Annotated in this window: 30 protein-coding genes and 1 tRNA gene; 16 read left to right on the top strand and 15 right to left on the bottom strand. The window is 37.4% G+C overall.

Going from position 1 to position 26,721, the window contains the following annotated elements:
* Positions 1-2: 2 nt before the first annotated feature.
* The 4 genes from glyA to HA632_RS05180 all read left to right on the top strand — a co-directional run bounded on the left by glyA (position 3) and on the right by HA632_RS05180 (position 4,493).
* Positions 3-1,277 (top strand): serine hydroxymethyltransferase, encoded by a 1,275-nt coding sequence (gene glyA / locus HA632_RS05195; RefSeq protein ID WP_176306151.1) that lies wholly within the window; start codon positions 3-5, stop codon positions 1,275-1,277.
* 131 nt (positions 1,278-1,408) lie between these two features.
* Positions 1,409-2,500, top strand: coding sequence for an efflux RND transporter periplasmic adaptor subunit (locus HA632_RS05190; protein ID WP_176306150.1), 1,092 nt, complete (start codon positions 1,409-1,411; stop codon positions 2,498-2,500).
* Complete coding sequence (locus HA632_RS05185; protein ID WP_176306149.1) at positions 2,500-3,756, top strand: FtsX-like permease family protein; 1,257 nt, start codon at positions 2,500-2,502, stop codon at positions 3,754-3,756. Before HA632_RS05190 ends, HA632_RS05185 begins: the two co-directional genes overlap by 1 nt.
* 62 nt (positions 3,757-3,818) lie before the next feature.
* On the top strand, positions 3,819-4,493 hold the full coding sequence (locus HA632_RS05180) for an ABC transporter ATP-binding protein (RefSeq protein ID WP_176306148.1): 675 nt from the start codon (positions 3,819-3,821) through the stop codon (positions 4,491-4,493).
* Here the strand turns inward: HA632_RS05180 and HA632_RS05175 are convergent.
* Positions 4,486-5,058, bottom strand: a complete 573-nt coding sequence (locus HA632_RS05175; protein WP_176306147.1) for a pentapeptide repeat-containing protein — start codon at positions 5,056-5,058, stop codon at positions 4,486-4,488. The genes HA632_RS05180 and HA632_RS05175 overlap by 8 nt on opposite strands.
* A gap of 147 nt (positions 5,059-5,205) precedes the next feature.
* Here HA632_RS05175 and HA632_RS05170 point away from each other — a divergent pair, with 147 nt between their 5' ends.
* The 3 genes from HA632_RS05170 to HA632_RS05160 all read left to right on the top strand — a co-directional run bounded on the left by HA632_RS05170 (position 5,206) and on the right by HA632_RS05160 (position 8,258).
* Positions 5,206-6,249 carry a GMP reductase gene (locus HA632_RS05170; protein ID WP_176306146.1) on the top strand — a complete coding sequence of 348 codons (1,044 nt, stop codon included), beginning with the start codon at positions 5,206-5,208 and terminating at the stop codon, positions 6,247-6,249.
* A gap of 2 nt (positions 6,250-6,251) precedes the next feature.
* The gene (locus HA632_RS05165; protein ID WP_176306145.1) at positions 6,252-6,779 is read left to right on the top strand and encodes an NUDIX domain-containing protein; all 528 of its coding nucleotides are present in this window, start codon (positions 6,252-6,254) and stop codon (positions 6,777-6,779) included.
* Between the two features lie 63 nt (positions 6,780-6,842).
* Complete coding sequence (locus tag HA632_RS05160; RefSeq protein ID WP_176306144.1) at positions 6,843-8,258, top strand: MATE family efflux transporter; 1,416 nt, start codon at positions 6,843-6,845, stop codon at positions 8,256-8,258.
* 335 nt (positions 8,259-8,593) lie between these two features.
* On the opposite strand, the gene HA632_RS05155 is transcribed toward HA632_RS05160, so the two are convergent.
* Positions 8,594-8,667, bottom strand: a tRNA-Arg gene (locus tag HA632_RS05155).
* A 70-nt stretch (positions 8,668-8,737) separates the two neighbouring features.
* Between HA632_RS05155 and HA632_RS05150 the strand changes: the two genes are divergently transcribed.
* Positions 8,738-9,250 (top strand): adenine phosphoribosyltransferase, encoded by a 513-nt coding sequence (locus HA632_RS05150; RefSeq protein ID WP_176306143.1) that lies wholly within the window; start codon positions 8,738-8,740, stop codon positions 9,248-9,250.
* Here HA632_RS05150 and HA632_RS05145 read toward each other — a convergent pair.
* The 5 genes from HA632_RS05145 to HA632_RS05125 form a co-directional block, all read right to left on the bottom strand.
* On the bottom strand, positions 9,247-9,387 hold the full coding sequence (locus tag HA632_RS05145; protein WP_176306142.1) for an SsrA-binding protein: 141 nt from the start codon (positions 9,385-9,387) through the stop codon (positions 9,247-9,249). The genes HA632_RS05150 and HA632_RS05145 overlap by 4 nt on opposite strands.
* Positions 9,388-9,442: 55 nt before the next feature.
* Positions 9,443-10,330, bottom strand: coding sequence for a hypothetical protein (locus HA632_RS05140; RefSeq protein ID WP_176306141.1), 888 nt, complete (start codon positions 10,328-10,330; stop codon positions 9,443-9,445).
* Between the two features lie 93 nt (positions 10,331-10,423).
* The gene (locus tag HA632_RS05135) at positions 10,424-12,262 is read right to left on the bottom strand and encodes a M56 family metallopeptidase (RefSeq protein ID WP_176306140.1); all 1,839 of its coding nucleotides are present in this window, start codon (positions 12,260-12,262) and stop codon (positions 10,424-10,426) included.
* Between the two features lies 1 nt (position 12,263).
* Positions 12,264-12,623, bottom strand: a complete 360-nt coding sequence (locus tag HA632_RS05130) for a BlaI/MecI/CopY family transcriptional regulator (RefSeq protein WP_176306139.1) — start codon at positions 12,621-12,623, stop codon at positions 12,264-12,266.
* A gap of 136 nt (positions 12,624-12,759) precedes the next feature.
* Positions 12,760-13,992: an MFS transporter gene (locus HA632_RS05125; protein ID WP_176306138.1), complete on the bottom strand. Its 1,233-nt coding sequence runs from the start codon at positions 13,990-13,992 to the stop codon at positions 12,760-12,762.
* Positions 13,993-14,128: 136 nt separating this feature from the next.
* Here HA632_RS05125 and HA632_RS05120 point away from each other — a divergent pair, with 136 nt between their 5' ends.
* The 3 genes from HA632_RS05120 to HA632_RS05110 all read left to right on the top strand — a co-directional run bounded on the left by HA632_RS05120 (position 14,129) and on the right by HA632_RS05110 (position 16,260).
* A complete protein-coding gene (locus HA632_RS05120) occupies positions 14,129-14,716 on the top strand; it encodes a DUF1684 domain-containing protein (protein WP_176306137.1) in 588 nt (195 codons plus the stop codon).
* Positions 14,716-15,366: a TatD family hydrolase gene (locus tag HA632_RS05115; RefSeq protein WP_176306136.1), complete on the top strand. Its 651-nt coding sequence runs from the start codon at positions 14,716-14,718 to the stop codon at positions 15,364-15,366. Before HA632_RS05120 ends, HA632_RS05115 begins: the two co-directional genes overlap by 1 nt.
* 81 nt (positions 15,367-15,447) lie before the next feature.
* Entirely contained in the window at positions 15,448-16,260 is an 813-nt protein-coding gene (locus HA632_RS05110; RefSeq protein WP_176306135.1) for a class I SAM-dependent methyltransferase, read from the top strand.
* 126 nt (positions 16,261-16,386) lie between these two features.
* On the opposite strand, the gene HA632_RS05105 is transcribed toward HA632_RS05110, so the two are convergent.
* The gene (locus HA632_RS05105; RefSeq protein ID WP_176306134.1) at positions 16,387-16,818 is read right to left on the bottom strand and encodes a VOC family protein; all 432 of its coding nucleotides are present in this window, start codon (positions 16,816-16,818) and stop codon (positions 16,387-16,389) included.
* A 231-nt stretch (positions 16,819-17,049) separates the two neighbouring features.
* Here HA632_RS05105 and HA632_RS05100 point away from each other — a divergent pair, with 231 nt between their 5' ends.
* Positions 17,050-17,733, top strand: a complete 684-nt coding sequence (locus HA632_RS05100) for a hypothetical protein (RefSeq protein ID WP_176306133.1) — start codon at positions 17,050-17,052, stop codon at positions 17,731-17,733.
* Between the two features lie 25 nt (positions 17,734-17,758).
* Here HA632_RS05100 and HA632_RS05095 read toward each other — a convergent pair whose 3' ends face one another.
* The 3 genes from HA632_RS05095 to HA632_RS05085 form a co-directional block, all read right to left on the bottom strand.
* Positions 17,759-18,136 (bottom strand): hypothetical protein, encoded by a 378-nt coding sequence (locus HA632_RS05095; RefSeq protein ID WP_176306132.1) that lies wholly within the window; start codon positions 18,134-18,136, stop codon positions 17,759-17,761.
* 161 nt (positions 18,137-18,297) lie between these two features.
* Positions 18,298-18,753 (bottom strand): hypothetical protein, encoded by a 456-nt coding sequence (locus HA632_RS05090; RefSeq protein ID WP_176306131.1) that lies wholly within the window; start codon positions 18,751-18,753, stop codon positions 18,298-18,300.
* Positions 18,754-18,874: 121 nt separating this feature from the next.
* Positions 18,875-19,801 (bottom strand): DUF4240 domain-containing protein, encoded by a 927-nt coding sequence (locus HA632_RS05085; RefSeq protein WP_176306130.1) that lies wholly within the window; start codon positions 19,799-19,801, stop codon positions 18,875-18,877.
* Between the two features lie 484 nt (positions 19,802-20,285).
* On the opposite strand from HA632_RS05085, the gene HA632_RS05080 reads away from it, so the two are divergent.
* From HA632_RS05080 to HA632_RS05065, 4 genes are read left to right on the top strand one after another with little or no spacing between them, the layout of a single operon-like run.
* A complete protein-coding gene (locus tag HA632_RS05080) occupies positions 20,286-21,008 on the top strand; it encodes a ThiF family adenylyltransferase (RefSeq protein WP_176306129.1) in 723 nt (240 codons plus the stop codon).
* A 4-nt stretch (positions 21,009-21,012) separates the two neighbouring features.
* Positions 21,013-21,516 (top strand): DUF1648 domain-containing protein, encoded by a 504-nt coding sequence (locus HA632_RS05075; RefSeq protein WP_176306128.1) that lies wholly within the window; start codon positions 21,013-21,015, stop codon positions 21,514-21,516.
* A gap of 40 nt (positions 21,517-21,556) precedes the next feature.
* Positions 21,557-22,219: an HAD family phosphatase gene (locus HA632_RS05070; RefSeq protein WP_176306127.1), complete on the top strand. Its 663-nt coding sequence runs from the start codon at positions 21,557-21,559 to the stop codon at positions 22,217-22,219.
* A gap of 9 nt (positions 22,220-22,228) precedes the next feature.
* Positions 22,229-22,882 carry a GDSL-type esterase/lipase family protein gene (locus tag HA632_RS05065; protein ID WP_176306126.1) on the top strand — a complete coding sequence of 218 codons (654 nt, stop codon included), beginning with the start codon at positions 22,229-22,231 and terminating at the stop codon, positions 22,880-22,882.
* Positions 22,883-22,948: 66 nt separating this feature from the next.
* On the opposite strand, the gene HA632_RS05060 is transcribed toward HA632_RS05065, so the two are convergent.
* From HA632_RS05060 to HA632_RS05045, 4 genes are all read right to left on the bottom strand, one after another.
* A complete protein-coding gene (locus tag HA632_RS05060) occupies positions 22,949-23,173 on the bottom strand; it encodes a hypothetical protein (RefSeq protein ID WP_176306125.1) in 225 nt (74 codons plus the stop codon).
* A gap of 87 nt (positions 23,174-23,260) precedes the next feature.
* Positions 23,261-24,727, bottom strand: a complete 1,467-nt coding sequence (locus HA632_RS05055) for a deoxyribodipyrimidine photo-lyase (RefSeq protein WP_176306124.1) — start codon at positions 24,725-24,727, stop codon at positions 23,261-23,263.
* Positions 24,727-26,013 carry a deoxyribodipyrimidine photo-lyase gene (locus HA632_RS05050; protein ID WP_176306123.1) on the bottom strand — a complete coding sequence of 429 codons (1,287 nt, stop codon included), beginning with the start codon at positions 26,011-26,013 and terminating at the stop codon, positions 24,727-24,729. Before HA632_RS05050 ends, HA632_RS05055 begins: the two co-directional genes overlap by 1 nt.
* A gap of 9 nt (positions 26,014-26,022) precedes the next feature.
* Positions 26,023-26,721, bottom strand: a complete 699-nt coding sequence (locus HA632_RS05045) for an SDR family NAD(P)-dependent oxidoreductase (protein ID WP_176306122.1) — start codon at positions 26,719-26,721, stop codon at positions 26,023-26,025.

Genomic DNA, 26,721 nt, shown 5'->3' with positions numbered 1-26,721 from the left:
AAATGCAACGCGACGAACAAATTTTTGACTTAATTCTTGAAGAACAAGAAAGACAAATCCAAGGAATAGAACTAATTGCTTCTGAGAACTTTGTAAGTGATCAAGTGATGGAAGCAGCCGGTTCGGTATTGACTAACAAATATGCTGAAGGCTATCCCGGAAAACGATATTACGGTGGCTGTGAAGTAGTAGATGTGATTGAGCAAATCGCTATCGACAGAGCCAAAGCTTTGTTTGGTGCCGAATATGTTAACGTGCAACCACATTCAGGCTCTCAAGCCAATACAGCGGTTTTTGCGGCTTGTTTAAAACCGGGGGATAAAATTTTAGGTTTCGACTTGTCTCACGGCGGACATTTAACGCATGGTTCTCCCGTAAATTTTTCAGGGAAATTGTATACGCCAAGTTTTTATGGTGTTGAACAAGAAACCGGTGTGTTGAACTATGATAAGATTCAAGAAATAGCGACTAAAGAGCAACCTAAAATGATAATAGCAGGTGCTTCAGCCTATTCTCGTGATATGGACTTCAAGCGTTTCAGAGAAATAGCCGACAGTGTTGGCGCTTTGTTATTGGCTGATATTTCACATCCTGCAGGACTAATTGCGAAAGGATTAATGAATGATCCGATTCCGCATTGTCATATAGTTACAACTACAACACATAAAACTTTACGAGGACCAAGAGGTGGTATGATCATGATGGGGAAAGATTTCCCTAATCCTTGGGGATTGACTACGCCAAAAGGAGAAATCAGAATGATGTCACATGTATTGGATATGTCGGTTTTCCCGGGAAATCAAGGTGGTCCATTAGAGCATATTATCGCAGCCAAAGCTGTAGCGTTTGGGGAAGCTTTATCTGATGAGTTTTTTGCTTATGCGATGCAGGTTCAAAAAAATGCCAAAGCCATGGCGGAAGCTTTCGTAAAAAGAGGATACCACTTAATCTCAGGCGGAACGGACAACCACATGATGTTAATCGACTTGAGAAACAAAAACATTTCCGGTAAAGACGCCGAAATTGCTTTAGGTAAAGCCGAAATCACCGTAAATAAAAACATGGTGCCTTTTGATGACAAATCACCGTTTATAACTTCAGGTATTCGTGTGGGAACGCCAGCCATTACTACTCGTGGTTTAGTAGAAAGTGACATGGAAACGATAGTGGATTTAATTGACAGAGTATTGACAAATGCTACTAACGATGAGTTATTAGAAGAAATTGCAGAAGAAGTAAACGATATGATGAGCGAAAGAGCAATTTTTGTTTATTAATTCCTTCCAATGTTGATAAAAATCAAACCTTCAAGAGTTCGCTTTTGGAGGTTTTTTTATGATAATTGTTAGGCTTTCTCCTCCTCAATTGTTGTAAATTTGAAAGACAAAATTCATAAATACCAAGTTTAATGAAATTGCTGAAAGTTCTCTGTTTATCCTACATCTTCCTTATTGTTTCTTGTTCCCAAAAAGACAATGGTGAAATCCAACCCACCAAAGGCAGTATTACCGAAAGCGTTTATGCCTCGGGCGTCGTGAAATCTGAAAATCAATATACGGTTTATGCTACGGTCAGTGGTGTGTTGCAAAAAATCAATGTCACGGCAGGGCAAACAATTGTTCAAGGACAATCTTTGTTTCAAATAGAAAGTGACAAAGCAGCGTTGAATACCGAAAATGCCCGATTGGCTTACCAATTGAGCAATGAAAACAACCGCTACATTCAGGATAAGATTGCCGAAATGGAAACCAAAGTTCAAGCGGCCAAAGACAAATTGGCTTTAGACCAATCGGTTTACAACAGAAACAAAAACATCAAACAATACAACGTCATTTCGGAAGTAGAGTATGAGCGCGTTGAATTGGCGTATAAAAATTCGAAATCCAATTACGAAGCCGCTGTAAAACAGTTGTCTCAATTGAAATCCCAACTTAAAAACGAACAGAGCAGAAGCAATATCAATCTTAAACTCAATGAAAAATCCCAAAGTGATTTTACGGTGAAAAGCGCTATCAGCGGAGAATTATTTGATGTCTTGGTCAAAGAAGGTACTTTGATAAATCCGCAAACGCCTTTGGCCATAATCGGGGAGAAAAACACTTATGTACTCGAATTGGATGTGGATGAAAATGATATGGTTCGGGTAAAATTGGGTCAAAAATTAGCCGTAACCATGGACAGTTACAAAGGGCAAGTTTTTGAAGCTACTGTGGATAAAATCTATCCGATAATGGATGTGCGTTCCCGAACCTTTAAAATCGAAGCTCATTTTACCAATCCGCCAACAAAGTTGTATCCAAATCTCACGGCAGAAGCCAATATTATTATTCAAATCAAAAAAGAAGCTTTGACGATTCCTAAAAGCTATTTGATTGATAACAAATATGTTTTGGTCAATAAAGATGAAAAACGTCAGGTTAAAGTAGGCCTAAGCGATTACCGACATGTTGAAATTTTGGATGGATTGACCGCTGGAGAAACCATCTATAAACCTAAGTAATGAACTTCAAGCTTATTTTAAATATTGCTATTCATTTGTTGCGAGCGCGGCTAAAGCAAACAATTGTGGCGGCTGTCGGCGTTACTTTCGGAATAGCTATGTTTATTACTCTGGTCAGTTTTATGAACGGAATGAATGATTTACTCGATGGTTTAATGCTCAACAGAACACCACATGTTCGTTTATATAACGAAATCAAACCGTCTGAAAATCAACCTATTTCTTATTCAGAAAAACACAAAGACAACACTAATTTTATTGCTTCGGTTAAACCCAAAGACAGAGGCAAAGCCATCTACAATTGCAAGTCGATTATGCACGATTTAAAACAGGACAAACGCATTATTGATGTGGCGCCAAAAGTAACTGCGCCGGTATTCTTTAATTCGGGAACCATTGAAATTTCGGGTGTTATTAATGGAATAGATGTTTTGGCAGAAGAAAAGTTGTTCAAAATCAGTGAGTACATCATTGAAGGCGAAGTGCCCGATTTGCTCCAAAACAACAGCATTATTATCGGTAAAGGATTGGCCGATAAAATGCTCTTAGAGAAAGGTGATGTCATCAAAGTGACTACTTCCAAAGGCAATTTGGCTACCTTGAAGATTGTAGGGATTTCTCAGGTTGGCATCTCCGAAATAGATGATGTTATGAGTTATACATCATTGGTTACCGCTCAAAAAATCTTGGGCGAACCCACCAATTACATTACCGATATTCAAGTGAAAACGTATGATATTACAACCGCACCGGCTTTGGCCAAAGAATTTGCTATCAATTACGATTTGGATACTATTGATTACCAAACCACCAATTCCCAATTTGAAACCGGTAGTTCCATCCGAAGTATAATATCATATGCTGTTGGGATTGTGTTACTGATAGTCGCCGGATTTGGAATTTACAACATTCTAAATATGATGATTTTTGAAAAAATGGACAGCATAGCCATTCTCAAAGCAACCGGATTTTCGGGGAATGATGTCAAGTGGATATTCATCTCACTGTCTATGATTATTGGGATAACCGGAGGTCTTTTCGGCTTGTTTTTCGGCTATGTTTTTTCTAACATTATTGATGTTGTGCCATTCAATACCGCGGCTTTGCCAACCATTAAAACGTATCCCATCAATTACAACCCGATGTTTTATGTCATCGGAATTGCCTTTGCTTTGGTAACCACTTTTATCGCCGGTTTGTTTCCGGCACTCAAAGCCAGCAAAATTGATCCGGTAGAAATTATTAGAGGAAAATAATTATAGCCATGAAAACACAAGTATGCATAAATTTTCGTGGCTAAAATTTATAAAAATATAGTATGAGCAACAAAGTTTTAGAAACCAAAGGTTTGACCAAGTACTTTTACGACCCGATTCAGTTTCAGGTTTTAAAGGCCATCAACATGAGCATCAATCACGGTGAATTTGTTTCGATTGTAGGGAAATCCGGTTGCGGAAAATCGACTTTGTTGTATTTACTTTCAACGATGGATACCGATTATGAAGGACAGTTGTTCATCAATGAAGAATTGATTACCGGAAAATCAGATCAAGAGTTGGCCCAACTCCGCAATGAAAAAATAGGCTTCGTGTTTCAGTTTCACTACTTGCTTTCCGAATACAATGTCTTGAAAAATGTCATGTTACCGGGAATGAAACTCAATAAATTTTCTGAAGAAGAAATCGAGCACAACGCTATGGAGCATTTGAAAACATTGGACATGCACGAGCAAGCCTTAAAAATGCCGAATCAATTAAGTGGTGGCCAAAAACAACGGGTGGCGATAGCAAGAGCACTTATCAATAATCCGCTAATTATCATGGGCGATGAGCCTACGGGAAATCTCGACAAGAAAAACAGTGATATTGTTTTCGATATTTTCAATCATTTGACCCAAGACCACAATCAAACCCTTTTGGTGGTTACCCACGACAGTGATTTTGCTTCAAGAACGCAAAGAACCATCACCATGGAAGACGGCATGATTATTTAACTACGATATCGTACTTTTCCAATAATCCTTTTAAACCATCGACAGAGAAAATTGCTTTCTTGATTTTATTCTTTTCCGGGTCAAAAGCGTAATCGTAACTGGTTGAAAAATCAGCTTTGTTGGCGATAGTGTCTATGAAAACCGCTCTCCGTAGATTGCAATTATCAAATAACACTTCGGTTAAATCACTCGCCATAAAATCGACCGCTATCATGCTGCAGTTGATGAATTGCATCTTTCGCATTTTCAAAGCGTAAAATTTGGCATAATCCAACAAACAATCCTTGAAGTGAAACTCAAAAATCACTTGGTCGGTCATAGCAAAATTAACATTGGTGAAATTACACTTGGTAAACCAAACCCCGCGCAGCGAAACATAATTGATTTTGGTGTCTTTAAAATTACAGTCAAAGAAATTGCAATCGACAAAAGTCACGGTTTGAAACGTACAATCGGTGAAGTCGATGTTGTAAAACGTACAGTTGTCAAACTCTTTGAATTTAGTATTGACATCGTTAAAAACGTCATCTCTGAATTCTTGGTCTGTAATGTAATCTGAGTGCATAAGTGATTTATTGGTGCGTAAAACTACTAAATTAAATCGCAATAGCTTACTAACAATTGTTGATAAATTTTAAACATTGAAAATGACTTTTTATCCTTGGCTAAGGCGGAAAAACGATACATTTGATTGTATTGAAATTTTTGACTTATGAGAATCGAAACCGACCTAAAACTGGGCTTTAAAGATGTGATGATACGACCAAAAAGATCTACTTTAAACAGTAGAGCGCAAGTGTCATTGGAAAGAGAATTTAAATTTTTGCACAGTTCTCATGTTTGGACCGGAGTTCCGATTATGGCGGCCAATATGGATACAGTGGGCACTTTCGAAATGGCATTGGCTTTGGCCAAAGAAAAACTGTTTACCGCCATTCACAAACATTATACAACAGCACAATGGAATGATTTCCTTAAAACTGCTCCAAGTGATATTACAGATTACATAGCCGTAAGCACAGGAACAGGAAAGCATGACTTCAAAAAAATGGAGGAAATCTGTTCTCAAAATCCGACACTTAAATTTCTCTGCATTGATGTGGCCAATGGGTATTCGGAGCACTTTGTGGAGTTTCTCAGACAAGCACGCAAAAGATTTCCCGACAAGGTCATCATTGCCGGAAATGTAGTCACAGGTGAAATGGTGGAAGAATTGCTCTTAGAAGGCGCCGATATTGTCAAAGTGGGCATTGGTCCGGGTTCGGTTTGTACTACCAGAGTAAAAACCGGAGTAGGTTACCCGCAGTTATCTGCCATTATTGAATGTGCCGATGCGGCTCATGGTTTAGGCGGACATATTATCAGTGATGGTGGTTGCGCTATTCCGGGCGATGTGGCCAAAGCTTTTGGTGCCGGTTCTGATTTTGTAATGCTCGGCGGCATGTTGGCCGGACATAAAGAAAGTGGCGGAAAGTTAATCGAAGTTAATGGCGAAAAGTTCAAACAATTCTATGGTATGAGTTCAGAGACCGCGATGAAAAAACATGTGGGAGGCGTGGCAGAATATAGAGCTAGTGAAGGAAAAACAGTCAAAGTTCCTTTTAAAGGCGATGTGATTGAAACGCTTCATGATATTCTGGGAGGCATAAGAAGCACTTGTACTTATGTTGGAGCCTCCAAATTGAAAGAACTCACCAAACGAACTACTTTTATCAGAGTGACCGAGCAAGAAAACACCGTTTTCGGAAAATTATAATCATGACAGAAGGTACTACTTTTTTCAAATTTTGTCCCCATTGCGGTTCGCAAGATTTTGTTTATACCAATAATTTTAAATTCAGTTGTCACACTTGTGATTTTGTATTGTACCATAACATAGCTGCTGCTGTAGCGATTGTTTTTACACACCAAGATAAAATTTTGTTTACCGTGAGAAATGTTGAACCCGACAAAGGAAAACTCGATTTACCCGGCGGATTTATTGATCCGGATGAAACTGCGGAACAAGCAGCTTGTCGAGAGATTAAGGAAGAGTTAGGGTTAGCCATTGCATCACAAGAGTTGAAGTATATCACCACTTCTCCTAATAATTATTTGTACAAAAACGTGGCTTACAGAACTATGGATATTTTTTATGAATGTCCGTTGTCTGATGAATTGATTGAAGTCGCCGCCAAAGATGAAATCAAAGACCTGATTTGGATAAGAAGAGACCAAATTAATTTGCAGGCCATTGGGTTTGTATCCATCCGAAAAGTGATTCAGGAACGCTATCTTTCGGAATAACCTGTTTTGATTGGTTTTTCTGTACTAAAAAATGTTATTTTTGAATCAGCTAATTCTTTCAGAATGTCATCCAATCAAAATAAAATCACAACGCTTTTTAGTTTAATTAAGCAATCCTTGAAAGGCGAAGAACGCGATTACACTCAAGGCAACGTTAAAACGGCTATTCTTTTACTGTCGATTCCGATGATATTGGAATTGAGTTTGGAATCGGTCTTTGCTGTGGTTGATATGTATTTTGTAGGTCACTTGCCCAATGCTGATGTAGCGGTTGCAACCGTTGGTTTGACCGAAGCCGTAATCTCTTTGGTTTATACTATCGGAATAGGTTTAAGCGTTGGAGCTACAGCCATAGTGGCCCGACGTGTTGGAGAAAAGGATTTTGTAGAAGCTTCTAAATCGGGAGCGCAAGCCATTGCGGTTTCTTTGGTAGTGGCTGTTCTTGTCGCCATTTTAGGTGTTTGTTTTGCCTCAGATATTTTAAGGTTAATGGGCGCACAACCCGAAGTAATTCAGGAAGGTACTGCTTTTGCCCAGATCATTTTTGCCAGTAGTCCATCGATTATTTTATTGTTTATGATCAACGGAATATTCCGTGGTGCAGGCGATGCTGCTATGGCCATGCGAAGTCTTTGGATTGCCAGTATCATCAATATCATTCTGTGTCCGCTACTCATTTACGGTTACGGACCTTTTCCGGAACTGGGTTTGGTTGGCGCTGCTATTGCAACAACAATTGGCCGAACAATTGGAGTTTTGTACCAATGTTATCATTTATTTACCAAAAGTAGAACCATCAAAATTTACAACCGTTACTTTAAACCCAACTTAGAGATTATCAAATCGTTGTTAAATATTTCCACACCCGCGATGTTGCAGTTTTTTATTCAAAGCGGCAGTTGGATTGTCTTAACTTATATAGTTTCGATAACCGGAAGTACGGATGCGAGTGCCGGTTATCAAATTGCGATTAGAAATGTGGTCTTCTTTATTTTGCCGGCTTGGGGATTGAGTAATGCGGCGGCGACTTTAGTTGGGCAAAATTTAGGTGCCAAACAACCTGAACGTGCCCAGCAAAGTGTTTTATTGACGACCAAATACAATGTGATTTTTATGAGTTTTGTAACCTTATTGTTTGTTTGTTTCTCCGAAGTAATCATCAGTTTTTACACAGCGGATAAAGTGATTTTAGCTTATGGAAGTCAGGCACTAAGAATCATCGGGTTCGGTTATATCTTTTACGGTATCGGTATGGTGATGATACAATCACTCAATGGTGCCGGTGATACCAAAACACCAACTTGGATTAATGTCGTTTGTTTTTGGATGATTCAAATTCCGCTGGCCTGGTTCTTGGCCGTTTATATGGAACTCGGACCTTTAGGCGCTTTTATTGCAATCCCTTCAGCGGAGACGGTTTTAGCCTTATTGGCATTTTATTATTTCAAAAAAGGGAAGTGGAAGACAGTGGAGGTTTAATAGGGTCTGGCTTCGCTTTGACAGGAATGGATTCACTGAGTGCATCCTTCAAAGCTCCGCTTTGATAATTCTATAAAACAAAAAAAATGATCAAGTAAACTTGTCATTTCATGTGTTTTCAAATATATTGGATTCACTACGTGCATCCTTCAAAGCTCCGCTTTGATAATTCTATAAAGCAAAAAAAATGATCAAGTAAACTTGTCATTTCATGTGTTTTCAAATATATTGGATTCACTACGTGCATCCTTCAAAGCTCCGCTTTGATAATTCTATGAAACAAAAAAAATGATCAAGTAAACTTGTCATTTTTTTTGTTTTATAGAATTCATTCGTGACCTCGACTGGATTCAAACCAGTAACCTTCTGAGCCGTAATCAGATGCGCTATTCAGTTGCGCCACGAGGCCTTTTTGTGGGTGCAAATATAGTTATATTTGTATAACTTGCAAACCAAAATTCATTTAAAACTCAAAAAAAATGTCATTAGAAAAGTATATACGTGAGGTACAGGATTTTCCAAAAGAAGGAATTGGATTTAAAGACATCACGCCTTTGTTATTAGATTCGGAAGCCAGAAAGGAATGTTTGACCATTTTGCTGTCCTCTGTTAAGGATAAAAGAATTGACAAAGTAATTGGGGTAGAAAGCCGTGGTTTTTTCTTTGGGATTTTATTGGCGGAGGCCTTGAATGTTGGTTTTATTCCCGTGCGCAAGCCCAAGAAATTGCCTTATCATACTATTTCCGCTTCGTATGATTTGGAATATGGTTCCGATGCATTGGAAATTCATATTGACGCCATACAGAAAGGGGATAAGGTTTTAATTCACGATGACGTTCTGGCTACCGGAGGAACGGCTAAGGCAGTTTGTGAATTGGTCGAAAGATTGGGTGGTGAAATTGTACAGGTCAATTTTTTAATGGAATTGTCTTTTTTAAATGGTCGGGAAAAGTTGACCGGAAAAGAACTCTTTGCCGCACTGACTTATTAATCTAAAGCTTTTGTAGTAACATAATAACGCCATGCAATGATGGCCAGTTGCCATTTTTTGGCTTTTGCCAAATCTAAGCCACGCTTGGTGAAGCTTGGTAGTAGGAGCTTGTTGAGTTTTGCCAAAAGTTTGTACATGTGTTTACTTTATGGTAAAGATAAAAAAAAACCGCATTTCAGCGGTTTTTTCTTTTTATGCTTTTTGGGTTTTCAAACCCTTTTTTGTTTTTTGGAGTTCCTTTTTGGCCTTCTCGAGTTCTTCTTTTGCTTCTTCTAATTCTTTCTTAGAATCTTCCAAATCTTTATCGATTGATGATTTGTTGCCTGATTGGCTTTGTTGCATCAATTGATCAATTTGTTGTTGCATTTTTTTCATTTGCTCAGCCAAGTCGCTATTGCCATTGAAACGGAAGTTATAAATGTCATCATTGTTAAAGCGTTTTGTTGGGTTATTTTTCTTAATCTCTTCAATTTCCTCCAACGAATAATCTTCACCGCCTTCGACAACCTCACCATCTTCAATCACCAAAGGTTTTTTACCGTCTTTCTTGATGATAATCTTTGATTTGGATTGTCCGAAAGATTGTGCGTTCGGAAGCTTAAACTCGAATTTATCGGTCGATAAACTGTCTTGGTCAAAATTGAAATTGTATTCTTTTAGAAAATTTTCATTCCCGGGAAAATCGGTGATAAATGGATTTCCGTCAAATGAATTACCGGCATTACCAAATCCAACTTCATCACCATTTTTGAAAAATTTAATGGTAGAAATTGGATTTTTATTGTCATAACTCAAAGAACCTTTGTTACCGTTTTTGTCTTCAAAAGAGACATTAATAGCGGTGATTTCGTTTTTAGCATTACGTTTAACATTGTTGTATTTAATCGTTACACCATACTCACTCAAAGCTTTGATGTCGTCTTTCATTTCTTGCTCAGGAGTGTTTTTGTTCCAGGTCATTACAACATTGTCTTTTGGACTTTTGGGGTTCCAAGAAAATGATTTGTTACTGGTTTGGGCAAAATTAAAAACAGGGCAAAGTAACAATAGGCTAATTACTAAACTCAATTCTTTTTTCATGATACAAAATTTAAAAATTAAGGTTATACAAATGGTCTGTCAAACTTAAGAAGTTCTCTTTTTTGACAAGATTGATTTACAATTTTTTAACTTTTACTTTGTTTTTTTTAGTTCTTCTCTGGCTTTATCCAGTTCGGCTTTGGCTTTTTGCATTTCTTCTTTAGCCTTAATCATTTCAGCTTTGGCTTGTTCCATTTCGGCTTTGGCTCTTTCAATTTCAGGTTTTGAGAACTCCATTTCTCTTTTAGCGCGTTCTATTTGAGGTCTGGCTCTTTGCATTTCGTCTTTGGCACGTGCCATTTCTTTTTTGAGGATTTCTTTTTGTTTCCCCATTTGCACTTTGACATTGGCCATGGCATCTGCTCTGAATTGGCCAACATCTTTACCGTTAATCATCACGCGACTTTCTTTACCGTCTTCACTGTCAACAGTGATGCTGTATTGTCCTTTGGAACCGGCCTCTTTTAAAGCTTTTTCAATTTCAACATCATCAGACAATACTTTTCCGTTAATGATCACCATAGGTTTTTTATCTCCTTTTTTGATGACAATCTTTGATTCTTGTAAATTGTTCCAATTCATTTCCGGAGCTTCGGGTGCTTCGGGCACTTCAGGCAACTCCGGTGCTTCCATGTCAAAATCGAAATCAAAGTGGAAATCCTTCATGTCCGGCAAACTGTCATTGAAATTAAAAACAAAAGCATCGTCAGCCATTTGAATACCGGGTGCGTTGGCGTAAATACTAACGTTTTTAGGTTTGCCAAACCCAATAGATTCTTTGTTTTTGTAGAAATGTATTGGTGCAATCGGTTCTTTACCGTCAACTTGTGAAACGCCTTTGTTACCGTTCTTGTCTTTGTATTCGACTTTGATTGCAGTGATTTCACCATTGGCATTTCGCTTGATTTTGGTACATTTTAAGGTGATACCATGCTTTTCCTTTAATCTTTTGGCTTCTTCTTTTAATTCGGCTTCTGTGGCATTTTTATCGATTACTAACCGAATTTCTTCGCGGTGTTGTAATGATTTGGCCAATTGTGCATTGGATTCTTTTTCTTGAGCAATGGTTTTGATTTGGAATAGCACTACAAAACCGATTAAGGCCGGAATTACTAAAGCATACTTCCAAGAATTTCTTTTTTGGGATTGATTTGTGTTTAACATAACGATTCGTTTTTTGATTAATGATTGATAAAAATTATTAGTGATGGATAAGCAGTTTTGATGAGAAATTGCTTTTAAAAGTGCTCTTTGATACACTTTTGGGTCTTGTAGTTGTTGCACCGCTTTTTGGTCGGCGATGTATTCTAAGTTTTGAATAATGGCTTTTTTGTACAACCAAACAAACGGATTGAACCAAAATAAGATACAGAAAATTTTGGCCACCATTACGTCAAAAGAATGTTTCTCTTGGCTGTGCACTTTTTCATGTAAAAGGATGCTTTGCAACTCTTCTTGGGTATACAAAGATGAATTAAAAACAATATAGTTAAAGAACGAGAATGGAGCAATGTCATGGTTTAAGTCAACTAGCGTAAAGCTTTCATTTTTAACTTTTTGTTGCTGATAAAGCATTTGAAAAAGCGAAATAAAATTAATGATAATCTTAGTCAATAAAAAAAGCGCAATTAGGATATAACCCATCCAAATAATTTGCATCCAATCAAAGGTTTCCGCCACCGGAACTTCTTGTGGAACAGAAGCGTTGTTAGTGTAGGCAACCAAATCTTGCAAATTGATTTTAGGTCTTTCTACATACACAATTTTCTTAATAAAAAACAAAGGCAATAGGAGTGAAGTGAACAATCCTGTGATTAAAAACCAACGGTTACTGTTGAAGAATGTTTCTTTGCGAACCAAAAAATGATAGGCCAAATATAACATAGCGATTAATCCGCTCGATTTTAAAAGATAAATGAAAAGCGTTTCCATATTACTCCTTTTTCTCAATGATGGCTAAAATCTCTCTCAATTCCTTAGCCGAAATTTTCTCTTCTTCGGCAAAAAAGGATACCAAATTTTTATACGAACTATTGAAATAATTCTCAATCGCCGTATTCATAAAGCGCTTTCTATAGTCTTCCATTTTAACAATAGGGAAGTATTGGTGCGTGTTTCCAAAGGCATTGTGACCCACAAATCCTTTTTCCTCCAAATTTCTGATGATGGTCGAAAGGGTGTTGTAGTGCGGTTGGTCTTCAGTGATTTCGGCTAAAACTTCTTTGACGAAAGCTTTTTTGAGCTTCCACAAGATTTGCATAATCTCTTCTTCCTTATTGGTTAACTTTTGCATGTTGATCTCTTTTAAACTGTTTATCTGAATTGACAAAACAAACGTATAACTATTTTTCTAGTTACGCAACTACATTTATAGTTATTTAACTAAATTTTAAGTAATGGAAAACAGAAGAAAGGTGTAAGTTTTTAATTTACTGCAGTTTATGCTCTTTTTGAATCAGTTTATAAACCCAATAACCACAAATGGTTCCGATGAGTCCGAGTAATCCCATGTAAAGCCAATTCATTTGATAGCCGTCTTTTTTATAATATTCTATGATTTCCATACCCACTTTGGCACTGAGGATGTGCGCCAAACTAAAACTCATAGCATAAATAGCCATGTAGCGACCTTCGTGACCTTTTGGAGCCCGACTTAACGCAACGGCATTAGAAAAAGGAAAGGCAAACATTTCGGCAAATGTCATAAACAACATCATAATGACTAATATACCGGCCCAAGTATTAATCAGCATCAAAAACATACTGATAGCCATCATGAGACAGCCTAAGTAAACAATTTTAACTTTATTGATTTTCTTGCGTTCGGCATAGCTTACAATGGGCATTTCACAGAAGAAAACCAATATGCCGTTCATAGTGAGTAGTAATCCTGTTTGAAATTCAGTCAAATTAAATTGCTCTCTATGGTATAAAGGAATAGTGGTAAACATTTGAAAGAATAACACACCGGAAACCAAACAGGTAACTTGAAAAAGCCAAAACGGCTTGTCTTTAAAAACGGAATGGGTTAAGACTTCGCCCGGATGTTCTTTATCAGTAAAAGCCGATTTTTTCTTTTCTTTCACTTTAATCCAAAAAATAAGAATCGCTACGATGCAAGTTATACCATCCGCCCAAAACAAACCTTGATAACCAACATACATGATGATTAAACCGCCCATTGCCGGACCCGCTGCAAAACCAAGGTTAATGGCCATTCGGACTAAAGTTAAGGCGCGCCTTCTGTTTTCGGGTTTGGCGTAGGCCGCAATCGACACAAACATGGCCGGGCGATACATGTCGGCCACCGTCATGATGGCAAACATACTGATGCAGAGCCCAATAAAACTTGTGATGTATTGGATAACAAAGAACATTAAACCGCTTGTAAGCAAACTAAAAATCATGATTCGGTAAAAGCCGATTTTATCCGAAAGTTTTCCGCCAAGCCAGGAACCAAGCATGGAGCCAATACCAAAACAAACCATAATCCATCCGACTTGACTATAACTGAAACCCAAATCTTCTTTTAAATATTTTGATAAAAAAGGCAAAACCATGGTGCCCGCTCGATTGATAAAGGTAATAATAGTGAGTATCCAAATTTCTCTGGAAAAGCCTTTAAAGTTGTCAATATAGCGTTGGGATGCGGTTTTGAGCATGGAGAAAGTTGCAAAGTTTCAAAGTCTCAAAGTTACAAAGTTAAGTTGGGATTTTCATTTTCTTTTTTTTTGACTTTGCCACTCTGCTAATTTGAAACTTTGCCACTTTTAAAGTATTTTTGTTAAAAAGTCACCCATGAAAAAAATACTTTCTCTTTTGTTATTACTCCATGTTTTGCTGCTGAACGCTCAAGAGACCTCAAAAGAATTTCAAGATACCCTCAATAAAGAATACGGAACGCGCGAGGAAAGTCCACTGACGGAAGAAGATTTTAAAGTATTCAAAGGCTTGGACTTTTTTCCCATCAATGAAAAGTTTATAGTAGAAGCAAAGTTTACCCGAACGCCAAAGGAGAAAGTGTTTAAGATGAAAACTTCAACCGCACGATTACCGGAATATGTAAAATATGGTGAATTGGCTTTTAGCATTGAGGGAAAAGCATTCAAATTAAACCTGTACCAAAATATCGATTTGACTAAGAAAGAAGGCTATGAAGATTATTTGTTCTTGCCATTTTCCGATTTGACTTGCGGCAAAGAAAGTTACATTGGCGGACGTTATATTGATATGCGTATTCCCAAAGGAAATACGGTCACTATTGATTTCAACAAAGCTTATAATCCTTATTGTGCTTATAACCACAAATATTCTTGCCCGATTGTACCTTTGGAAAACGATTTGAACATTGAAATCCTAGCCGGAGTTAAGAAGTTTCACGACTGATGTCTTTTTACAATTTACATACACACAAATTCACCAATGACGCCAATACTATTGAATTAGTCAACCAATATCCATGGGAATTCATCAATGATATTCCGAGGTATTCCATAGGGATTCATCCTTGGTATATCAATGAAAGTCGTTTGGAAATTGATTTGCAATTCATTGAAACCAAACTACAACAGCCCGAATGTTTGGCATTGGGCGAATGTGGTTTAGACAAGCGAATCGACATACCGATGGCTTTGCAAACAGCAGTCTTTGAAAAGCAAATTGCCTTAGCAGAAAAATATCAGAAGCCTTTAGTATTACATTTAGTAGCGGCTTATCAGGAATTGGTGGAAATCAAAAACCGATTGAATATTTCGGTGCCTATAATACTCCACGGGTTTTCAAAGAATGAGCAAACTGCCAAGCAAATGATTGACAATGGTTTCTATTTGTCATTTGGCAAATATCTTTTAAGAAATCCTGAATTGAAACAAGTGTTTCTTTCCGTTCCCAATGACCGATTCTTTTTGGAAACTGATACTATTGAAGAAACCTTGGAGGAAGTTTACTCTCTGGCAGCTCAATACAAAGGAATATCGATGGAAGCCCTTCAAGAGCAAGTTGGGACCAATTGGAAGCGGGTTTTTGTTGATTATTAAGGCTTTAGCATAAATTTTAAACTAAAAAAAATACTTTTATAGTTGTTTTTAGGTTAACTTTATAGGCTAAAAATCAAACAAATGAATCCTAACAAAGCATTATGGGAAAAAGGAGATTTTACACGCATAGCCGCCAATATGCGTGAAAGCGGAGCAGCATTGGTTGCCTCGTTGCAAATCACCAAAGGGCTTGATGTACTCGATCTTGGTTGTGGTGACGGAACTACCGCCATTCCGGCAGCCAAAGCAGGAGCTAACGTTTTAGGGGTAGACATTGCCAGTAATCTTGTAGCCGCTGGTAATCTAAGAGCCAAGGCTGAAGGTCTTACAAATTGTACCTTTCAAGAAGGTGACGCTACCGATTTACAAGGGCTGAATGACGCTTCTTTTGATTTAGTGATGAGTATATTCGGGGCTATGTTTGCACCAAAACCGTTTGAAGTAGCCCAAGAAATGGTTCGTGTGGCTCGTCCGGGCGGAAGAGTAGTGATGGGTAATTGGATTCCGGGTGATCCGACTTTAGTTGCTCAAATTTTGAAAATAAGTTCTGCTTATACGCCACCGCCGCCGGAAGGATTTATCAGTCCGATGCTTTGGGGTGTTGAAAGCAACGTTATTGAGCGTTTTGAAAACGCCGGTATTCCGAAGGAAAATATAGCCTTTGCCCGAGAGACTTTTGTTTTTAATGCACCTTATGCACCAACCCAATTGGTCAACGTTTTCAGGGATTACTATGGTCCGACAATGAACGCTTTTGCTGCTGCTGAAGCCAACGGAAAAGCTTCGGGACTTCAAATGGAATTAGAAGATTTATTCAACAGTCAAAACCAAAGTACTGTTCCTAACACGGCAAAGATACCGGCTACTTTTTTAAAGGTAACTGTGCAGTGTTAATTCCCCACTTTTAAATTAAATGGGTTATTTTTTATTTTAAAAAGCATTAGTCGAATTTTATCGCTTTGAAAAAGAAGTCAAGCAAAAAGACGTTGAAGAGGTATCCTGCAAATGGTAGAATGACTTCTATTTTGGGTCAAAACTTATCATCCATTGAATACCGAATTGATCGGCAAACATGCCAAAATAAGAACCTCCAAAGCTTTCTTCTAAAGGCATTTCTATTGCTCCGCCGGCCGATAGACCGTTGAACAGTTTACTGGCCTCTTCTTTGCTTTCAGCGGTTATAGAAATCGTATATCGGTTGCCGGTTACCAGTTCTTCATCCATAAATTGTTCTCCTACATCACTACCTATAAGTGAATCTGAATTTCCTATCGGCAGGGCAATGAATACTATTTTGTTGGCCACGCTTTCTGTAAGTGGGTTATCAGGATCACCGGGTAAATCTTTCATGCGCATAAGCGTGGTAAATTCGCCGCCAAAAACCGATTGATAAAAACCAAAAGCGACTTCTGTATTGCCTTTGAAAAGCAGGTGAGGATTTATTTTTGCCATTTTGTATTTTTTAGAGATTAAATATAGTTTTATTTTTTTAATGATTGGCAAAAATGGAATTGTCAGTGTTAACCGTTTTGTGGACACGGATTAAAAATCTCTGTACTATCGTGTTTTTAAAGTTTAATGCAGTAGGTGAAAGCTAAAATCTTTAATGAAAGTTAAAATTTCATTAATCAATTAAAGTAATTTAAAAATAACGTAGTTTCGCTTTTTTTAAAAATTAAACCTATGAAACACGAATTTAAATTAAGTTTATTCTCATTATTTATCTCCGCTTTTGTTTATGCCCAAGTTCCGCGTGTAACTTCGCTTGATTATTCAGATGTATCAATGCTTGGAAGACAGTATTCTAAACAACCTTCAGATGTTAAAGGTTCGCCTTATATCAATAAGGTTTTTGCACCCGGCAAAGTAGTGAATGCCGCTGATAATGTATTTTTACGATACAATGCCTATGATGATGCTTTTGAATTTATAAGCCAAAAGAATGATACTTTAGTACTAAGTAAAACTGAGGCCTATAGTGATATCATATTTACGGGTTCAAAGATAAATTACCGTCTGGTAAATTATACCGATAAAAATGATAAACCAACTAAGGGATATTTAATCCAACTTCATCAAAAGAATGACTTTATCCTTTACAAGAAACAAAAAATAAATTATGCATCAGCCAGACCGGCTGTTTCATCTTATGCCGAAGATTTACCGGCAGAATATACAATAGCTGCCGATGTTTTTTACCTAAAAGGTAAAGACCAAGACATATTTGAGTTTCCAACCAACAAAAAAGGGTTGCTTAAACGCTATCCGGATCGAAAAGAAGCAATAGAAACTTTTCTAAAACAAAATAAGATTAATTTTAATTCAGAAGCCGATTTGATAAAGCTGACGGATTTTTTAGCTACATAAGAACTTGGTTTTTAAACCACGTTTTCTAATTGAAATATTTTGCAATATACTGGGCTAGATTTTCATCACTCATTCTATTCGAAGTACTTTCAGTAGTAAGCGCGTTTTTATATTGGGGCGTATCTGCCAAAAACTTCATGAATTGTTCCTGAATTTGCCCGGTGCCTGTGAGGTGAATTTCATCAATATTGGGCATCGTGTGGGCGATTTCTTTGAAGTACTTTTGTATTAAAGTAATTTCTTGATTGTTTGAGGTCTTTTCATTTGAGTTAGCATCAGTGCCAACGTTTTTTACATGCCCGATAACTATAAAATCACCATTATTAACTTCTTCTTTTCCTACGATTGTTGCGGTGTGGGAATCCATCCAAACACCAAACTGTTTTTTGTTTTTATCTGACATAATTTACTTTTTCTTAAAGGTAAGCCCTTTTTAAAGTAAAGATTTGATTTTGGGTTAAGATTGTGATATCAAGATTGGTTTAAGCTTTATTTGTTAATGCTTTATAACCCGCAAAGTCATCTGTCTGGGTAGTAGATTATGAGCTGTTGTTAGTGGTAGTTTTATTTTGTTAGACTTGTCAAATATTCATTCCAAGATGTTTTGGTAATCCTTTTCGAGGACTGATAACTTTTTTGAAAGACAATCACGGAATCCGCTAAACTGGTAGCGTCAAGAAAAAAATAGTCGTATATCTTATCCTTATTGCGAAATTCAATTTTTAAATCAGAATTTGGACAACAACAATAACCGGTTGATTTAGCGCTTTTAAATAAGTTTCTGAATTCTTGTATTTCATCTTCCTTATCCGCAATATATTCGGGTTTGGATGTAAATGCAGAATCTTGGCGTACCCCTTTACTCATATTATTTTTATTGATTCGAAATGCAATCATATCACTATTGTCAATTGCAGAATAAAATTCACCTTTGTTATAAACAGCAGTAATTTTTTCATCTAGTTGTTTACAACCAACAATGAATAATAAAATAAAGGTTATGGAGAAAACATTTTTCATTTTCTGATGATTATCATTAATATGCCTCGATTTGTGTAAGTTTAGACAATTAATCGATGATTGTTCTAAAGTTGAAACTACAATCTTGGCAGTTGTTGCAAACTGCTGTTGGTGTTAGCTATTATTTTTTAGCACCAAATTTCTCCCATAATTTAGGAAATTTATTTTTCAATTCTATTTCATCTTCATCCCATTCTTCACCAGTAATTTCAAAATTTTCTTGAATTCCTTGTGGCATATCGTTTCCTGTTTTACTTTCGTAAACTTCAGTAGCAATGTAGCTCAAGCCTTCCCAATCTCCATCGTTGGTTTCGGTTAGATTAGAAAGTGTTTCAATATTATTTACAGCATTTTCATAAATAGTTTTTCCTTGTCCAATTAACCAACCTCGAAAATCAGAAAAACAATCATCAGAACATCCTCCATTTATGATATAAGCTGCTGCCCAAAAATCCCAATCGTAAATTTCTCCTCTTAATGTTCTAAACCTGTTATCAAATTCTAAAACTTCTTTTGCACTAAGTTTTTGCAATTCTTTTTTGAGTTCAGTTTGCTGTTTGTCGTAATCTCCCAAACTTTTTGATTTACTCATTTCAATTATTCTCCAAAATTCTTCAGCTACCATTAATTGTTTAGAATCTTGAACAGACTCTTTAAATGTAGTATCAGCATTTTGATGTTCAAAAAACTCTTTAAAACTTTTAGCAAAACCAAAATGATAAATAGCCATTGAATAAACAAAAATCATAACCAAAAGTGGAATTTTATTTATAAAAGGTGTTGCGAATGTTCCTAAACCAATTAAAGCTCCTAAAAGAGCTATAGAAAATAAAACAATTGATAAAATTCTAGCCCAATTCTTTCCTTTATAAACCGCTATTAAAAGACCAATAGTCAATAAAAGCCTTACTAATTGTTGGATTAATTTTTCTGTTTCTATTTCCGGTCTTACCGAATGATAAAAATATATGGTGTGAATTGAAACCAATACAATACTGATTGAGATTAGTATTGTATTTTTCTTTCCTATTTCAGCTAGTACATTCATTTTTAATCTTTATACAGTTTTATTGCCAATGTGGCTACGTTCTGATGAATTGTAACAAAACTCATTTTAACGTCTTTTATCAAAATCACTCTTTCCAAATCTACCAAATTTCTTCCTGCCAACCAATCCCATCAATAGGGAATTGTAGCCAAGTTATTAACATAAAATTCTTATAAATACATTTTAACCGCCAATTTTAATGCCTACTAAGTCATAGATAAGTCATAGATAAGCCATACTAAAGCCATAGATAAGCCATAGATAAGTTATGGTAAGCCATGATAAGGTTATGCAAGACCTTTTAAAAACTACTGCGTCATAGTAACGTCATATATACGTCATATTAACGTCATGGTAACGTCATGGTAACGTTATGTAAAAGTGCAGTAAGTACGAGTCACAAAACTTAACAAATACCTATTCCTTTTTGCTTATTTTTGCACCTTATTTTTAGTCTAATAATCTAACAATTTAATAATCTAAAATGGCAAAGTGGCAAGAAAGAGCAGCGCTTTTATTTAAAGAAGAAGGATTAAACAATTTAAAGAATGCCAATGTACTGGTCGTAGGACTTGGTGGCGTAGGCTCGTTTGCGGCTGAGTTTTTGGCACGTGCCGGTGTGGGCAATATGACTATAGTTGATGGCGATGTGGTAGATATTACCAATGTAAACCGTCAGTTACCGGCTTTGCATTCTACCGTAGGCCAACCCAAAGTTCACATAGTGGGCGATAGGTTAATGGATATTAATCCGGAATTAAACTTAACCCGATTGGAAGAATTTCTTTCTCCGGAAAGAGCTTATGAATTGGTGACACCCGACTTTGATTATGTCTTAGATTGTATTGACAGCGTAACGCCTAAACTCAACTTATTGATTGCTTCTAAGCGCAAGAAGGTAAAAGTCATCAGCAGTATGGGCGCCGGCGGAAAATATGAAGCGAGCAAAGTAAAAGTACGCGACATCAGTAAAACCGAGTATTGCCCGTTGGCCAAGAACATGCGCAAACGTTTAAAAGAAGCCAAGATATCCAAAGGCATCAAAGCCGTTTTTTCAACTGAAGTTCCCGATGAAACCAGCATAAAACTCACAGACGGTAAGAACTATAAAAAATCCTTTTACGGTACCAACAGTTGGATGCCCTGCCTTTTTGGGTTGCACGCCGCAGAAACAGTGGTAAAACATTTGCTAAAAAAACAAAAATAACTTCATGTCTGAATTACCAAGACCTATAATCAAAATTCCGTTGACTACTACTGACAAAGTGGTTGAAGTTTTCGGTCTTTTAGTATGCCTGGCTTTTTGGCTTTTTAATTTATTCCATTATAATCAGTTGCCCGATATTATCCCTACGCATTTTGGCGGTGGAGGAAAACCTGATGGTTATGGTCCTAAGTGGTCCATTATTATGTTACCGCTGATAGGTACTTTTATCTATGTATTTTTAACTATCGTTGTCAGATTTCCCCACAAGATGAATTATATGGCTACCATAACCGAAGACAATGCCGAAAAGCAATACACCAGCATGACTAAGATGTTGCGTATGTTGAAAGTGATGCTGCTTTTGGTATTCTTTGTGATAGACTACAAAACGATTCAAATAGCTTTAGATTGGCCGGATGTCTTCGGGCGTTGGTTTTTATTGTTGGTCTTTGCTATGGTCTTTGGTCCGGTATTTTATTTTTTAATTCAATCCTCCAAAAACTCCTAATCTTACAGTGTCAGCAAATCAGGCACTCAGCTACTAAAATATGATACAAACAGTAATTTTCGACATGGATGGCGTAATTGTAGATACTGAACCGGTACACCATTATGCCTATAACCAGCAATTCAAACAATTGGGCATCGATATTTCTCCTGAAATGTACGCTTCGTTCACCGGAAATTCTACCAAGAATATCTTTGAGCGTTTGAAAGCGGAATTCAATTTAGAGCAAGAGGTAGAGACTTTGGTACAAACCAAACGCAACTTATTCAACGATGCTTTCGACAACAAAGAAGACTTGTACCTGCTAGACGGTGTAGAAGATTTGATCAAAGACCTGCACCACAACGGCATGCAGTTGGTTTTGGCTTCATCCTCAGCAACCGTCACCATTAACCGTATTTTCAATCGGTTTAATTTAGACCAATATTTCACCCATAAAGTCTCCGGAGAGGATTTCCCTAAGTCGAAACCACATCCGGCTATATTTCAGCATGCGGCATTTTTAGCCCAAACTCCGGTAGAAAACTGTATCGTTATTGAAGACAGTACCAATGGCGTTTTAGCTGCTAAAGCAGCCGGAATTTATTGCGTAGGGTATGATAGTTTCCACTCCAAAATGCAGGATTATTCTAAAGCCGATAAGGTTATCACTCATTTTAATGAATTGAGTTTCGAGCAGATAAGAAACATAAAAAATCAGTAACTTTAAACAATGAAAAAACAATTTTTAGTCCTAGTCATATTATTCATTTCCTTTCAAGTTTCTGCCCAGCAAAAGCCTTATTGGGATGAGATAAAAGCCTTTAGAACACAAGACAGTATTCAGCAACCCAAAGACGGTATGCTGCTTTTTATAGGCAGTTCCTCTTTTAGAATGTGGAAAACACTCAAGGAAGATTTTCACAATGAAACTATCGTCAACCGTGCCTTTGGCGGCGCTACCTTGGAAGATTTGATTTATTGGCAAAATGATGTAGTGTTGAAATACAAGCCCAAAAAGATATTCATCTATTGTGGAGAAAATGACATTGCCAGCTCTGAGAAAGTAACTCCAGAAATCGTTTTTGAACGCTTTAAAACCCTGCACACTACTTTAAGAAAACAATTTCCGAATACACCGATAGTGTTCGTGTCATTAAAACCTTGTGTTTTGAGATGGGCTATGAAAGACCGAATGATGGCTGCCAATGCTTTAATCAGTGACTATTTGAAAGAAGATCACAAAGCTGTTTTTGTCAATATCTGGGACAAGATGTTGGAAAATGGCGAGCCCATGAAAGATATTTTTATCCATGATAATTTGCACATGAATGCCAAAGGGTATGCCATTTGGACCAAAGCCTTAAATACCTTGGTAAACGAGTAATCTTGTTGTTAAGACATAAAAAAAGCCGGCTCACACCGGCTTTTACTTTTTATCACTGAAAGTATTTTACTTTTTGATTTCAACATCAACGTCTTTGCTGTCAACATCTACACCGTCACCGCTTATTTTTACTGAAGTGCCGTCTTTTTCTTTAACAGTGTCTTTTACAATGACTGTTTCTTTTTCGATAGTGTTTGTTTCTATCACTTCGGTTGTTTTTTCTTCTTTCTTATCGCAAGCCATTAACAATACCATTGATAACATACTTAATCCAATACCCACATTTTTCATAAAACTAATTTTAAGTTATTGGGAAAGGTAGTGATTAAATCCCGGTTAAACTATTAATTTTCAATCAATTTGGTTTGTCCGACTTAATCAGGTGCTTTGATTTGTCCTCTCTTGTAGTGTGTGTTTTTCCAAAACGCGTTTGCTGTCGCGCTTTACTTCTTCCTTTTTGCGCATGCCCCAAAAGAAATCGGACGACTTTTTACGGGCTTCTTCTAAGTTAACAAGTGGTAGCGGATAATCAAGACCCGGCGTAAATTGGTGAAAGACTTGTTCGATAGGAGTCAGTTTCCAAGGTTCATGCACAAATGGAATCGGTAAAGACGTCAATTCGGGTACCCATTTTTTGATAAATGTTCCTTCTTCATCATGTTCCAATGAATTTTTTACCGGATTGTAAACGCGTAAAGTATTGATTCCTGTAACCCCGGCTTGCATTTGTATCTGCGGATAATGAATTCCGGGTTCAAAATCCAGGAACTGTTGGGCCAAATGCGGACTGCAATTTTGCCAAGGCTGAAACAAATGGTGGGTGTAAAACGACACCACCAAAGCCCGCATTCGGAAATTTAAATAACCGGTAGTGTTGAGGCATCGCATACATGCATCTACGATAGGGACACCGGTTTTGCCTTCTGTCCAGGCTTGGTGCCAAACCGGTTTTACCGTTTGGTGAAGATTTCGATAACCTTTGTTTACGGCTACAAATTCCATCTCGCATTCCATTTCAAATTTTTGAATGAAGTGGGCTTGCCAACGTAGACGTGATGCAAAATTGGCAATCTGACGTTTGTACTTTCCGCTTTGTGCTCTTTGCATCGCCGCTTGATACACTTGTCGAATAGAAAGATTTCCCCAAGCAATGTAAGGAGAAAGTCGGCTGCAACCTTTTCGAGCCGATTCCGGTTTAGAAATGTGCCGACTGTAATTTTCAACTCTGTCTTGTAAAAATGAATTGAGGTAACGAAGTCCGGTAGTTGTTCCTCCTTTTTGGAACGGTGTGTTTGGATTTGTTTTTAGACTCGGCACCGAAAAATATTTCTCAATCTCTTCCAGTTCGCGGTATTTGATAAAACTTCGACTGTCGGCTTCAAAACGAAAAACAGGTTTGGCCATCAAATCATACCAATCTTCTTTCCAGTTTTTACGATTTTGGAGTCCGCGAATAACACCATTGGTAACATATTCGTACCATGGTATTCCGTGTTCTCTGAACAATTCGGCAACATCCAAATCCCGATCAAAGGTGCGTTTGATTCCGGTTTCTTGGTGAGAATAAATTCCGCTTATGGGAATCATGTTGATGAGCTTCTTGAAAACAGCAGTAGCTTCTTCTTCAACAATCAAAATTTGGGTGTGAAAGGGAAGCAGTTCTTTTTGGAGTTCTTCTAAAGATTGTTTGATAAAATCAAAATGCCTTTGGCTGTAATGGATATCGTTGCGTAATGACGGTTCGAATATGTAAAGCAACAACACTTTGCCCGAAGACTGTAAAGCTCGGTACAGCGCCTCGTTATCGTGCAATCGAAAATCTCTTTTAAACCATACAATGTTCATTAGCCTACGGCTTGTTTATATACAGTTAGACATTTTTCTCGGGCTTCTTTATGATCTACAATCGGTTGGGGATAGTCTAATGAATTTAACTCAGGAATCCACTTTTTAATATAAGCTAAGTCTTTGTCAAACTTCTTGATTTGCTCTGTTGGGTTAAATATTCTGAAATAAGGCGCCGCATCTACACCGCTTCCGGCAGCCCATTGCCAATTGCCCACATTGCTGGCTTGTTCGTAGTCTAATAGTTTTTGAGCAAAATAAGTTTCACCCCAACGCCAATCGATTAACAAATGTTTGCATAAAAAACTGGCGACTATCATGCGCACCCGGTTGTGCATGTGGCCAGTGGTATTTAATTCTCGCATGCCGGCATCAACAAAAGGATAACCGGTTTTGCCCTCGCACCATTTCCGGAACAAAACTTCGTTATTGTCCCATTGTATTCCATCATATTTGGCTTTAAAACTTTGGTTTACCGTATGCGGAAAATGCCAAAGGATTTGCATAAAAAACTCGCGCCAAATGAGTTCCTTAAGAAAAGTTTCGTTTTTACTTTCTAAAGCTTTGCTCACCATTTTTCGGATAGAAACCGCGCCAAAACGAAGATAGATGCCAAGATATGAAGTCTTATTCATCGCCGGAAAATTACGTGTGGCTTCGTAGTTATCAATCAGATTGTCTGAAATGTCATAAGGTGTAACTTGGATAGTGGACTCAACAAAACCTATGGCTGCCAAACTTAAAAACGGATAGGAGTGAAGGGCTATTTTTTCTAAATAATCTTCTGAATTGTAATGTACTAACCGTGTCTTCTTAAAGTGTTCTTTCCACTTATTAGAATAAGGAGTATAAACCACATAAGGCGTTCCGTCTTCTTTGACCACTTCGCTTTTTTCAAATATTACTTGGTCTTTGCTGGTTTTAAATTCGATCTTGTATTCCTTGAACAAATGGTACAATTCCAAGTCGCGTTTGCGTGCGTAGGGTTCATAATCGTGGTTGGTGTAAACGGTTTTAATTTCGTTTTCAGTGAGTATTTTGTTATAGACTTCAAACGGATCACCGTAAAAAACAGCCAAAGATTTACCTAATTTTTTGAGTTGATGTTGAATTTTGGTCAATTGTTGGTGAATGAAAGTCACCCGAGCATCATCTTCCGGTAACTGCGAAAGTATATTTTCATCAAAAATAAAAATAGGCAATACCTCCTCACCACTTTTTAAAGCGTGAAAGAGTCCGGCATTGTCCTCTAATCGCAAATCGCGTCTAAACCAAAAGATGTTCATAGTATAAATTTAGGCATTCACCAATAAAGTAGACATTCCGCCATCTACATGGAATATTTGTCCGGATATCCAACTGCTTTTGTCGCCTAACAGAAACCCGGCCATTTGTGCCATATCTTCTGAAGTACCAACGCGTTTCAGTGGATGTCGTTGTGCTGATTTTTCTCTTTTTTCGTCATTGTTCAAAAACTTCACGGCCAATGGCGTATCGGTTAAAGATGGAGCAATGACATTGACTCTGATTTTCGGGGCATATTCGGCCGCTAAAGCTTTGGCAAAACCTTCAATAGCGCCTTTGGCGGCAGCCACACTGGTATGAAAAGGCATGCCCATACTTGCGGCTACTGAGCTGAATAAAACAATACTCGATTGTTCTGAAGCAGTTAAATTGGGTAAAACAGACTGTATCACTTTGACCAAACTGATAAAATTGATTTGTAAATCGCTTTCAAAAGACTCAGGTTTCAAACCGCGAAAAGGTCGCAGGTTAATGCTTCCCGGACAATAAACCAAGCCGTGAATTACCTCAGGTAACTTGGAAGTGTCTAAAGTATCAGTAGTGGCATCAAACAGAATGTGAGTCACATTCATATCAGCAATGGTTTCATGTGTTCTTGAGGCAATAAATACTTTATTTTCGAATTGCAGTTCTTTGGCTATGGCCAAACCAATACCATAAGAGCCGCCTATTAGTAGTATATTTTTCAT

Source organism: Flavobacterium sp. J49, from assembly GCF_011742145.1.
Classification (GTDB): domain Bacteria; phylum Bacteroidota; class Bacteroidia; order Flavobacteriales; family Flavobacteriaceae; genus Flavobacterium.
Note: the sequence above shows the minus strand (reverse complement) of the source record. Positions and strands in the feature narration are given on the sequence as shown.

Coding starts and splice junctions, on each gene's coding strand:
- HA632_RS05145 (WP_176306142.1), bottom strand. CDS start 9,387: ATGTACAAACTTTTGGCAAAACTCAACAAGCTCCTACTACCAAGCTTC.
- HA632_RS05050 (WP_176306123.1), bottom strand. CDS start 26,013: ATGAACATCTTTTGGTTTAGACGCGATTTGCGATTAGAGGACAATGCC.
- HA632_RS05090 (WP_176306131.1), bottom strand. CDS start 18,753: ATGAAAAATGTTTTCTCCATAACCTTTATTTTATTATTCATTGTTGGT.
- HA632_RS05065 (WP_176306126.1), top strand. CDS start 22,229: ATGAAAAAACAATTTTTAGTCCTAGTCATATTATTCATTTCCTTTCAA.
- HA632_RS05045 (WP_176306122.1), bottom strand. CDS start 26,721: ATGAAAAATATACTACTAATAGGCGGCTCTTATGGTATTGGTTTGGCC.
- HA632_RS05190 (WP_176306150.1), top strand. CDS start 1,409: ATGAAATTGCTGAAAGTTCTCTGTTTATCCTACATCTTCCTTATTGTT.
- glyA (WP_176306151.1), top strand. CDS start 3: ATGCAACGCGACGAACAAATTTTTGACTTAATTCTTGAAGAACAAGAA.
- HA632_RS05075 (WP_176306128.1), top strand. CDS start 21,013: ATGTCTGAATTACCAAGACCTATAATCAAAATTCCGTTGACTACTACT.
- HA632_RS05085 (WP_176306130.1), bottom strand. CDS start 19,801: ATGAATGTACTAGCTGAAATAGGAAAGAAAAATACAATACTAATCTCA.
- HA632_RS05095 (WP_176306132.1), bottom strand. CDS start 18,136: ATGTCAGATAAAAACAAAAAACAGTTTGGTGTTTGGATGGATTCCCAC.
- HA632_RS05110 (WP_176306135.1), top strand. CDS start 15,448: ATGAATCCTAACAAAGCATTATGGGAAAAAGGAGATTTTACACGCATA.
- HA632_RS05130 (WP_176306139.1), bottom strand. CDS start 12,623: ATGCAAAAGTTAACCAATAAGGAAGAAGAGATTATGCAAATCTTGTGG.
- HA632_RS05105 (WP_176306134.1), bottom strand. CDS start 16,818: ATGGCAAAAATAAATCCTCACCTGCTTTTCAAAGGCAATACAGAAGTC.
- HA632_RS05060 (WP_176306125.1), bottom strand. CDS start 23,173: ATGAAAAATGTGGGTATTGGATTAAGTATGTTATCAATGGTATTGTTA.
- HA632_RS05165 (WP_176306145.1), top strand. CDS start 6,252: ATGACAGAAGGTACTACTTTTTTCAAATTTTGTCCCCATTGCGGTTCG.
- HA632_RS05140 (WP_176306141.1), bottom strand. CDS start 10,330: ATGAAAAAAGAATTGAGTTTAGTAATTAGCCTATTGTTACTTTGCCCT.
- HA632_RS05135 (WP_176306140.1), bottom strand. CDS start 12,262: ATGGAAACGCTTTTCATTTATCTTTTAAAATCGAGCGGATTAATCGCT.
- HA632_RS05175 (WP_176306147.1), bottom strand. CDS start 5,058: ATGCACTCAGATTACATTACAGACCAAGAATTCAGAGATGACGTTTTT.
- HA632_RS05080 (WP_176306129.1), top strand. CDS start 20,286: ATGGCAAAGTGGCAAGAAAGAGCAGCGCTTTTATTTAAAGAAGAAGGA.
- HA632_RS05055 (WP_176306124.1), bottom strand. CDS start 24,727: ATGAACATTGTATGGTTTAAAAGAGATTTTCGATTGCACGATAACGAG.
- HA632_RS05120 (WP_176306137.1), top strand. CDS start 14,129: ATGAAAAAAATACTTTCTCTTTTGTTATTACTCCATGTTTTGCTGCTG.
- HA632_RS05100 (WP_176306133.1), top strand. CDS start 17,050: ATGAAACACGAATTTAAATTAAGTTTATTCTCATTATTTATCTCCGCT.
- HA632_RS05125 (WP_176306138.1), bottom strand. CDS start 13,992: ATGCTCAAAACCGCATCCCAACGCTATATTGACAACTTTAAAGGCTTT.
- HA632_RS05185 (WP_176306149.1), top strand. CDS start 2,500: ATGAACTTCAAGCTTATTTTAAATATTGCTATTCATTTGTTGCGAGCG.
- HA632_RS05160 (WP_176306144.1), top strand. CDS start 6,843: ATGTCATCCAATCAAAATAAAATCACAACGCTTTTTAGTTTAATTAAG.
- HA632_RS05150 (WP_176306143.1), top strand. CDS start 8,738: ATGTCATTAGAAAAGTATATACGTGAGGTACAGGATTTTCCAAAAGAA.
- HA632_RS05070 (WP_176306127.1), top strand. CDS start 21,557: ATGATACAAACAGTAATTTTCGACATGGATGGCGTAATTGTAGATACT.
- HA632_RS05180 (WP_176306148.1), top strand. CDS start 3,819: ATGAGCAACAAAGTTTTAGAAACCAAAGGTTTGACCAAGTACTTTTAC.
- HA632_RS05115 (WP_176306136.1), top strand. CDS start 14,716: ATGTCTTTTTACAATTTACATACACACAAATTCACCAATGACGCCAAT.
- HA632_RS05170 (WP_176306146.1), top strand. CDS start 5,206: ATGAGAATCGAAACCGACCTAAAACTGGGCTTTAAAGATGTGATGATA.